Source organism: Actinophytocola sp. (genome assembly GCF_036402745.1).
Taxonomy (GTDB): domain Bacteria; phylum Actinomycetota; class Actinomycetes; order Mycobacteriales; family Pseudonocardiaceae; genus Actinophytocola.
The window spans coordinates 1-9,266 of record NZ_DASWSJ010000381.1 but is presented as its reverse complement, the minus strand read 5'-3'; the positions used below and the strand labels follow the sequence as shown (position 1 = coordinate 9,266).

The window sequence follows — 9,266 nt, the reverse complement described above, 5'->3', positions numbered from 1 at the left end:
CCTGACACAAGCGCGGCCCGCCCGGGGTAACGCGTCCTCGCTGCACACCTCCGGCCGCCGGGCGCGGCGCATGGTGGAGGAGGCGCGCGAGGAGATCGCCGCGGCGCTGGGCGCCCGGCCGTCCGAGGTGATCTTCACCGGAGGCGGTACCGAGAGCGACAACCTGGCGGTCAAGGGCATCTACTGGGCCCGGCAGGCCGAGCGCCCCGAGCGCAGACGGATCCTCGTGTCCTCGGTCGAGCACCACGCCGTCCTGGACGCCGTGGAGTGGCTCGCCGAGCACCAGGGCGCGGAGATCACCCTGCTCGAGGTCGACGGGTTCGGCCGGGTGCACGACGACACGCTGCGCGCGGCCATCGCCGGCGACCCGGACTCGGTCGCGCTGGTCAGCGTGATGTGGGCCAACAACGAGGTCGGCACGGTCAACCCGGTCCGCGAGCTCGCCACCACCTGCGCCGAGCACGGCATCCCCTTCCACACCGACGCCGTCCAGGCGCTCGGCGCCATCCCGGTCGACTTCACCGCGTCGCGGGCCAGCGCGCTCACCGTCACCTCGCACAAGATCGGCGGCCCCTTCGGCGTCGGCGCCTTGCTGCTGGGCCGGGACGTGCCGTGCGCGCCGCTGCTGCACGGCGGCGGGCAGGAGCGCGAGGTCCGCTCGGGCACCCTCGACGTGCCGGGCATCGTCGCGATGGCCGCCGCGGTCCGGGTCGCCGTCGCCAACCGCGCCGAGCAGGCCGAGCGCCTCGCGGGCCTGCGGGACGAGCTCATCGAGGCCGTGCGGGCCGCGGTGCCCGACGCGGTCCTCAACGGCGACCCCGGTCAGTCCGATGTGGACGACGCGCCCTCGCGGCTGCCGGGCAACGCGCACTTCACCTTCCCCGGCTGTGCCGGCGACAGCCTGCTGATGCTGCTGGACGCGCGGGGCATCGAATGCTCCACCGGCTCGGCCTGCACCGCGGGTGTGGCCCAGCCCAGCCACGTGCTGCTCGCGATGGACGTCGAGCCGGCGCTGGCCCGCGGCTCGCTGCGGTTCTCTCTCGGGCACACCTCCACCCCGGCCGACGTGCACGCGGTCGCCGAGGCGATCGGCCCGGTCGTGGCGCGGGCGCGCAACGCCGGCGTGGTCGGGCTGCGCCGGTCGGCGGCCGCTCAGGCGCACGTGGAAGTCTGAGCCCATGCGGGTGCTCGCGGCGATGAGTGGTGGGGTCGATTCGGCGGTGGCGGCCGCGCGGGCGGTGGCGGCCGGGCACGACGTGGTCGGCGTGCACCTCGCGCTGTCGGCCAAGCCGGGCACGCTGCGCACCGGCGCGCGGGGCTGCTGCACGGTCGAGGACGCGCACGACGCGCGCCGGGTCGCCGACATCCTCGGCATCCCCTTCTACGTCTGGGACTTCGCCGAGCGGTTCACCGAGGACGTCGTCGAGGACTTCGTCGCCGAGTACGCCGCCGGCCGCACCCCCAACCCGTGCCTGAAGTGCAACGAGCGCATCAAGTTCGCCGCCCTGCTGGACAAGGCCATCGCGCTCGGCTTCGACGCGGTGTGCACGGGCCACTACGCCCGGCTGTCGCTTGTGGACGGTCAGCCCGAGCTGCGGCGCAGCGCCGACGAGGGTAAGGACCAGTCCTACGTGCTCGCCTCGCTCACCGCGGACCAGCTGCGGCACGCGATGTTCCCGCTCGGCGGCTCGGTCAAGGCCGACGTGCGGGCCGAGGCGGCGCAGCGCGGGCTCGCGGTGGCCGAGAAGCCGGACAGCCACGACATCTGCTTCATCCCGGACGGCGACACCCGGGCGTTCCTCACCCGCCACCTCGGCGAGCGGCCGGGGGACCTGGTCGACGACGAGACCGGCGCGGTGCTCGGCGCCCACGCCGGTGTGCACGGCTTCACCGTGGGCCAGCGGCACGGCCTGGGCCTGCGGGTTCCGGCCGCGGACGGCCGGCCGCGCTACGTGCTCTCGCTCGAGCCGGTGTCCGGCTCGGTGCGGGTCGGCTCGGCCGAGCGGCTGACGGTTCGCGAGATCGTGGCCCGGCGTCCGATGTGGCCGTCCGGCACCGCGCTCACCGGCGAGACCCGCTGCGTGGCGCAGGTTCGCGCGCACGGCGGCACCGCGGCCGCCACGGCGTCCATTGTGGACGGCGAGCTGGTGGTAGGGCTGGCCGGCGAGCTGCGTGGGGTCGCGCCAGGACAGGCCGTTGTGCTCTACCGCGAGGACCCGGCCGGTGATGTGGTGCTCGGTAGCGCCACCATCGCGCTCACCCGTCCCTGACGGCAACCGGGCTTTCCCGATCGGCCCACGGCGTTACGCCGCGGGGCGGACCGTCGACGTAGGTGGTGCGCGACTAACCCACTCAGCCGAGGTGATTCATGATCAGCGCTAGCTCGAACGGCGGCCCGGGGTCCCCCGATCGGCCCAGCGACCGCAGTACCCGTTTTCCCGACGTCATCAGCCTTCCGCTCGGGACCCTCGCCCGGCACCGCGCCAGGCTGCTGGAGCCGTCGACGGCCGTGCGGGCCCACGACGGCAGCTGGCCGCTGTCCACCGCCTACCGCGCGGACAGCCTGCTCCTGCCGGCGCGGGAGGCGCAGGGCCTGCTCCCGGAGGAGCCCAACGATTACAACAGGGCGCTCGAGGCGCTCGGTGTCGAGCTCCGGCCCTCCGGCGACGAGGGCTGGCGGGACAGCGTCCGCCGGGTCCACCCCGACCTGCCGGTGCCGGTGCCGCTGGTGACCAGGCAGGACCAGGTCACCGACCGGCCGCCGGACCCGTGGGCCGCGCTGGTGACGCTGCGCCGGGCGTTCGGCGACAAGCGCGGCAGCGAGATCGGCCTCAACCACCTCGTCCTGTCGGCCTCGGTCACGGTGGAGGGCGCGCCGATCAACCACGGCGGCAACGTCGACGGCGCCCCGATCAACCACGGCGGCGGCATGGGCGACGGCCGGATCACCCTCTACACCGGCAGCCGCAACCCGGTCGCGATGCTCGGCAAGCAGCCGGCCCGCCGCCGGCCCGCCGACCTGCCCGGCAAGCGCCGCCCGGTCGTCGCGGTCCTCGACACCGGCATCGGCCGGCACGACTGGCTCACGGTCGGCCCGGTCGGCATGGATCCGGTCGTCGAGGTCTCCCCGGCGTTCCAGCAGGACCTGGCCGTGCACGAGCCGGGCGCCGGCACGCCGCACCCGCTGCTCGCGCCCGAGGACCAGCCGGACGAGATCCAGCCGCTGCTCGGGTTCACCGACTCCCACTTCGGGCACGGCACGTTCGTCGCCGGCCTGGTCCACCAGATGTGCCCGGACGCACGCATCCTGTCGCTGCGGGTGCTGGAGACCGACGGCTGCTCCACCGAGGGCTCGGTGCTGTTCGCGCTCGACTGGCTGCGCCGGCGGGTGGCCGACGCCATCGCCGACGGCACGCCGGACCAGCTGGTCGACGTCGTGTCGCTGTCGCTGGGCTTCTACCCGGAGACCGCCACCCCCTCCGACGTGCTGCAGATCTCCGCCGCGATCGAGCGGCTCACCGACCTCGGCGTGCTGGTGGTCGCCGCGGCCGGCAACGACGCGACGACCCGGCCGTTCCTGCCCGCCGCGTTCGGCCAGGACAGTTCCGCGACCACCGGCAACCCGCTGCTCGCCGCGATCGGCGCGCTCAACGCCTCCGGGGTCACCACGGCGGCGTTCAGCAACCACGGCCCGTGGGTCTGCCGCTGGGCGCCGGGCAATGCCCTGGTCAGCACGGTCCCCATGGTCGAGGGGGTGGCCACGGGCGGCTTCCAGAAGCTCGACGGCGCCGGGGTCGGACCGCGCTGGCGGACCGGGCCGGACCCGGACGACCTGCGCACCGGCTTCGCGGTGTGGGCCGGCACGTCGTTCGCCACCCCGGTGGTCGCCGGCCTGCTGGCGAACGCGCTGTGCGACTCGGACGCGGCCGCGAGGTCGTTCGGGGCCGACCGCGCCGTCCGCGCCCTGGAGCTGACCGACGCCGAGCTGACGGAACGAGGATGGCGCTAGTGTCCCGCGCGGGACACTAGACGTCTGATGGATCATCGGCCGCGCGATTCGAACCCCGGCGGCCCCTGGCCGCGGACGCGCCCTGGGCGAGCGCTCCTGAGAGGCTGGCTGTTCGTGATCAGCGGAACCGCGCCAGAAGCTCGGCCGGCGTGAGTGCCGCGTCGTCCGCCGACCTCGCCCGCGCGTCCGAGCTGCACGCCCGCGCGCGTGAGGCCGTGGGCGCGTACCGGTTCGGGCACGGCCGGTCGTTGCTCACCGACGCCCTGCGCCGGCTGGGCCGGATCGCCGGGCCCGACCGCGCGGCCACCGCGCTGCGGGTGCGGGTCCTGGTCAGCCTGGCCTACGTGGACGTCGAGGCCGACTCGCTCGCGGCCGGCCTCGACGGGCTCGACGACGCGCAGCGGCACGCGAGGCTGCTGCCGGACGGCCCGGAGCGCGCCGAGCTGGACGGGCTCGTGCTCGCCCACCGGGCGCTGTTCCTCTACCGGGCCGGCCGGGTCGCCGAGAGCCTCGAGGTGTTCGACGACGCGATCCCGCGGCTCGAGCGGGGCATCCGCAGCGGCACCGGGGACCCGAGCGTGCTGGCGGGCGCGTACCTGAACCGCGGCACGGCCTACCTGCTCTCCGCCCAGGTCCAGCTCGCCGCCGCCGACTTCGCCCGGTGCATCGAGGCGAGCGAGGCGCGCGGCCTGCCGCTGCTGGCCGCCAAGGCCCGGCACAACCTCGGCTACGCCGCCTACATGACCGGGGACCTGCCGGTCGCGCTGCGGCACTACGACGAGGCCGAGCGCAGCTTCCGCGAGCTGAGCCCGGGGCTGCTGCCGGCACTGCAGCTCGACCGCGCGCGGGCGCTGCTCGCCGCCGGGCTCGCCACCGACGCGGCCCGTCAGCTCGACGACGCCATCCCGCGGCTGCGCCAGCAGCGGGCCCGGCAGGACCTCGCCGAGGCGGAGGTCGTGCGCGCGGCCGCCGCGTTGCTGGCGGGCAAGATCGGCGACGCCCGGCGGCGGGCGCGGTCCGCGGAACGCAGCTTCACCCGGCGGGGCAACACCCGCTGGGCCGCGGTCGCCGCGCTCGTGGCCCTGCGCGCGCAGACCGCGGCGGCGCTCGCGTCCGGGCGGATCCCGGCCCGGCTGCCGGAGCGGGCGGTCAAGCTCGCGGAGACGCTGCGCGCGCTGATGCTGGAGGACGAGACCGGCCTCGCGCTGATGCTCGCGGTCCGGCTGGAGCTGCGCCGCGGCTGCCCGGCGGTGGCCGAGCTGCTGCTCGACCAGCTGCCCCGGCAGCGCCCGACCACCCCGCTGGACCACCTGATGCTGCTGCGGCTGTGCCGCGCCGAGCTGGCGGTGGCCCGCGGCGACCGGCGGCGGGCGCTGGCCGAGGCCCGCGGCGGGCTGGTCGAGCTCGGCCGGGCCCGCGATCGGATGGGCGGGCTGGAGCTGGTGTGCGGCACCGCGATCCACGGCCAGCAGCTCGGCGAGCTCGCCGTGGGCCTGGTCCTCAACGGGCCGCGCCGGTCCGCGCGGCAGCTGTTCGGCTGGCTGGAGCGGACCCGGGCGCAGGTGTACCGCTACGAGCCCATGCCGGCCATCGACGACCCGGTGCTCGCGGCGAAGGTCACCGCGCTGCGCTCGCTGCGGCGGGCGGTGCAGCTGGAGCGGGTCGGCGGGCGGTCGGCGAGGCGGCAGGAGCGGCAGGCCGCGGCGCTGGAGCGGGAGGTGTTGCGGCAGGGCTGGTACACGACGCCGTGGGGCCGGCCGCGCCCGGTCGCGTCGCTGGCCGAGGTGGTCGCGGCGCTGGGGGAGCGGGCGCTGGTGACGTTCGCGGTGTCCGGCGACGAGCTGGTCGCCGTCGTCGTCGCGGGCGGCCGGACGCGGCTGGCCCGGCTCGCGTCGGCGGCGGAGACGGGCGAGTGGGCGCACCGGCTGCACGCGGACCTCGACGCGCTCGCCCCGGACGGCCTGCCCGCGCCGCTCGCCCGGGTGGTCACGGACTCGGCCCGGCGCAGCGCCGAGGAGCTCGACGCGCGGCTGATCGCGCCGCTCGCGCCGGTCGTCGGCGAGCGCGAGCTGGTGGTCGTGCCGACCGGGGCGTTGTACGCGGTGCCGTGGGGCAGCCTGCCGTCGCTGCGCGGGCGGCCGGTCGTGGTGGCGCCGTCGGCCACCGCGTGGCTCTCCGCCGAGCTCGGCGCCGTGGACGCCGACCACGTGGTGATCGCTCGCGGCCCGCTGCTCGCGGAGGCGATCGCCGAGGAGGACGAGCTGCGCGACATCTACCCCGGCGCCGTGCACCTCACCGGCGCGGCCGCGACCGTCGCCGCGGTGCGCCAGGCCCTGGACGACGCGTCGACCGCGCACCTGGCCGCACACGGCGAGCACGAGCCGACGAACGCGATGTTCTCCCGGCTGGAGCTCGCCGACGGCCCGCTGTTCGCCCATGAGCTGTCCCGGCTGGGCCGGCCGCCGCGGCACTGCGTGCTGGCCGCGTGCGAGCTGGCGATGAACCACATCCGCCCGGGCGACGAGGCACTGGGTTTCGCCGGCGGCCTGCTGGCCGGCGGCGTCCGCACGGTGGTGGCCGCGTCGAGCCGGGTGGGCGACGAGGCCGCGGCCACCACGATGGTCGACTACCACCGCCGCATAGCCGAGGGCGACCGCCCGGCGGTGGCCCTGGCGGCCGCGATGGCCGGGGACCCGTTCCGCCGCCCGTTCATCTGCCTGGGCGCGGGCTGACCGTCAGCCCGCCCGGTGAACCGGCACGTCGTACCGATCGAACACGCGGCCCGCGGTCAGACCAGATCGACCTCGGTTCGCCTGGAGGGGCGAGGGAGGGCCGGCCGTGACGCCTCCGGACCGGGAACCGGTGCGGCTGACTATGCTCGCCGGCATATCCGTGATTTGGGGAGGAACCAGACGTGATCGCGCTCCTGATCGTGCTGATCGTGCTCGTGGTGGCGTTGATCGTGCTGCTCGTCCTCCGGTCGCGGGCTCGGAGCAAGCCCGCGCCGCAGGCCCCGGCCAAGCCCCAGGATCCGCTGGCCGACCACGAGGGTGTCACCGACATCCGTACGGTCCGCGCCGGTGACATGATCGACTACGGCGACCAGCTGTACTTCGTGCGCGGCTCGCTGCGTCTCACCGAGGGCGGTTACAGCTGGTCGGAGCACTTCCTCGACGACGCCCGCGGCGACCGCGTCTGGGTGTCGGTCGAGGAGGACCCGGACCTCGAGGTCGTGTTCTGGCGGGAGACCGACCTCGTCGAGTCGCCGGGCGGCAAGACGATCGAGGTCGGCGGCGTCAGCTACCGCAAGGAGGAGGACGGCACCGCCCGCTACACCTCCGAGGGCACCACCACGGTCGCCGAGCGCGGCAGCGTCGAGTACGTCGACTACGAGGGCCCGGAGGGCAAGGCGCTGAGCTTCGAGCGCTTCGACGGCGGCAAATGGGAGGCCGGCCTCGGCGAGTCCGTCGCCCTGCCGGCGCTGCGCGTCTACCCGGCGGGCAGCGACCGCGCGTGAGAACCCGCATCGTCACCCGGTTCACCGACTCCCGCGCCGCCGACCTGAGCCTCAACTACGGCCTCGAGCCGTTACCCGCGCTCGGCACCCACCGCGTGCTCCTGCCCGCGGTCGAGCTGGAGCTGCGCGTGCTCGGCACCTCGCACCAGGTCATCGTCGGGCCGGGGACGCCGACCTGGCCGACGTCGTCGATCTCGCTGTGGCCGGAGTCGTGGTCGGAGACCGTGGCGTGCCTGCCCGACCGCCTCGGCGACCTGCCCGAGCACGAGGAGAGCGTGATCGAGGGGCTGCGCGTGCGGTTCGCGGCGCGGGTCCACCGGCTGTTCCCCGAGGAGCTGGCCGCGCGGGTCAACGCGATCGTCCGCGACTCCGAGAACGACTCGCGCGTGCTGGTCGCCGAGTTCCCCGGCGCGCCCTACGCGATCACCGCGCTGCGGACCTGGCCCGAGTCCGGCGGCGCCGCATGGCGCACCTGGCACGCCTACCCGCAGGCCGGTGAGCTGGTCGAGACGCTGAGCGCGGTGAAGCCGGTATGAGGGTGCGTCCCAAGCTGCTGATCGCCGGCGGGCTCGGCGCCGTCGGGCTCATCGTGCTGCTGTTCGCGTTCCTCGGTGGCGGCGGCATCCGCGACCACCTCAATGACAACTACCGGCGCGTGTCGGGCAACGGCAACTCGATCGTGTACGCGTCGGACCAGAAGCCCACGGCGGTCTACGAGTCGATCCGCTCGGCCGTGTCGCCGGCCGACACCCAGGTAGACCCGCAGGGCTACTTCCTGCGCTACTCCGGCGACATCGTCGCGATCACCGCGAGCGGGACGGGCTCCCGGATCTACCTCGACGACGAGCGCCGCGGGTACGCGCACTGGTTCCCGTTCGTGGCGGGTGTGTGGGGCACCGGGGGCGGCTCGGGCGAGGTCATCCGGGGCGGCGGACCGGGGGCCGGAAAGTGATGCGCCGCCTGGGTTTCGTCCTCGGTGCTGTCCTGTCGGGGCTCGTCGTCGCGCCGGGTGCCGCGGCCGCGGACGTGGTCTTCGACCCGGCCGAGGCCGACGAGCTGGTCGCCACGATCGCCGAGGCGTACGACGCGCAGGGCGTCTGCTACGGCTGGTCGGTCCAGGTCGACAACGAGGGTGTCCCGGAGACGAGCGTCGGCTCCAACTTCGGGACCGGCGTCGCGCTCTCGGACGCGCCCTCCCGCTGCCGTTCGAGCGTGGAGTTCCAGGCCAGCGTCACCTGGACGCCGTCGTCGTCGGAGTCCGAGGACTCGGCGAGCTACTCCGTCGTGAGCCTGCCGAGCGGACCGTCCACAGCGGACCTCGACGCGCTGGAGATCATCAGCACCGGGGGTCTCGTCGGCGACAACCTCGACTCGGACGTCTACAAGGCGGTCGCCGCCCTCCCGCTCCTCGCCGCGGACGCCGGCATCGCCGAGCCGATCGAGGCGTCCCCGGCCCCCGAGGCCGACGCGGGCGACGCGGTGCCGACCGGCTCGCCGGGCTCGGACTTCTGGCGCCAGTCGGGCAACCAGATCCTGCTGGGCGGCCTGTTCGTTCTTGGTGGCGCCGTGTTCGGCTGGTTCGCGATCCGCTCGTCCCGCGGCCGGCGCCGCACCTTGACGACGGTCGGGCCGGCGGAGGAGCAGATCCCGGAGTACGTCCCCGCGGAGTGGCAGGACACCCCCACGACCCCCGTCCCGGCCCCCGACGACTCACCGAAGCCGGTGAAGCCCACCGACTCC

The 9,266-nt window shown here is 75.1% G+C and carries 8 protein-coding genes; all 8 read left to right on the top strand.

Annotation, left to right across the window (positions count from 1 at the left end):
• Position 1: 1 nt before the first annotated feature.
• On the top strand, positions 2 to 1,174 hold the full coding sequence (locus VGD70_RS33990; protein ID WP_331088742.1) for a cysteine desulfurase family protein: 1,173 nt from the start codon (positions 2 to 4) through the stop codon (positions 1,172 to 1,174).
• 4 nt (positions 1,175 to 1,178) lie between these two features.
• Complete coding sequence (gene mnmA, locus VGD70_RS33985; RefSeq protein WP_331088740.1) at positions 1,179 to 2,270, top strand: tRNA 2-thiouridine(34) synthase MnmA; 1,092 nt, start codon at positions 1,179 to 1,181, stop codon at positions 2,268 to 2,270.
• Between the two features lie 98 nt (positions 2,271 to 2,368).
• Positions 2,369 to 4,009, top strand: coding sequence for a S8 family peptidase (locus VGD70_RS33980; protein WP_331088738.1), 1,641 nt, complete (start codon positions 2,369 to 2,371; stop codon positions 4,007 to 4,009).
• Positions 4,010 to 4,158: 149 nt separating this feature from the next.
• The gene (locus tag VGD70_RS33975; RefSeq protein ID WP_331088736.1) at positions 4,159 to 6,741 is read left to right on the top strand and encodes a CHAT domain-containing protein; all 2,583 of its coding nucleotides are present in this window, start codon (positions 4,159 to 4,161) and stop codon (positions 6,739 to 6,741) included.
• A gap of 182 nt (positions 6,742 to 6,923) precedes the next feature.
• Complete coding sequence (locus VGD70_RS33970) at positions 6,924 to 7,526, top strand: DUF4178 domain-containing protein (RefSeq protein ID WP_331088734.1); 603 nt, start codon at positions 6,924 to 6,926, stop codon at positions 7,524 to 7,526.
• Complete coding sequence (locus VGD70_RS33965) at positions 7,523 to 8,062, top strand: DUF2617 family protein (RefSeq protein ID WP_331088732.1); 540 nt, start codon at positions 7,523 to 7,525, stop codon at positions 8,060 to 8,062. Before VGD70_RS33970 ends, VGD70_RS33965 begins: the two co-directional genes overlap by 4 nt.
• Positions 8,059 to 8,478 carry a DUF4247 domain-containing protein gene (locus VGD70_RS33960; RefSeq protein ID WP_331088730.1) on the top strand — a complete coding sequence of 140 codons (420 nt, stop codon included), beginning with the start codon at positions 8,059 to 8,061 and terminating at the stop codon, positions 8,476 to 8,478. Before VGD70_RS33965 ends, VGD70_RS33960 begins: the two co-directional genes overlap by 4 nt.
• A partial coding sequence (locus VGD70_RS33955; protein ID WP_331088728.1) for a hypothetical protein occupies positions 8,478 to 9,266 on the top strand: 789 nt, incomplete at its 3' end. The genes VGD70_RS33960 and VGD70_RS33955, both read left to right, overlap by 1 nt.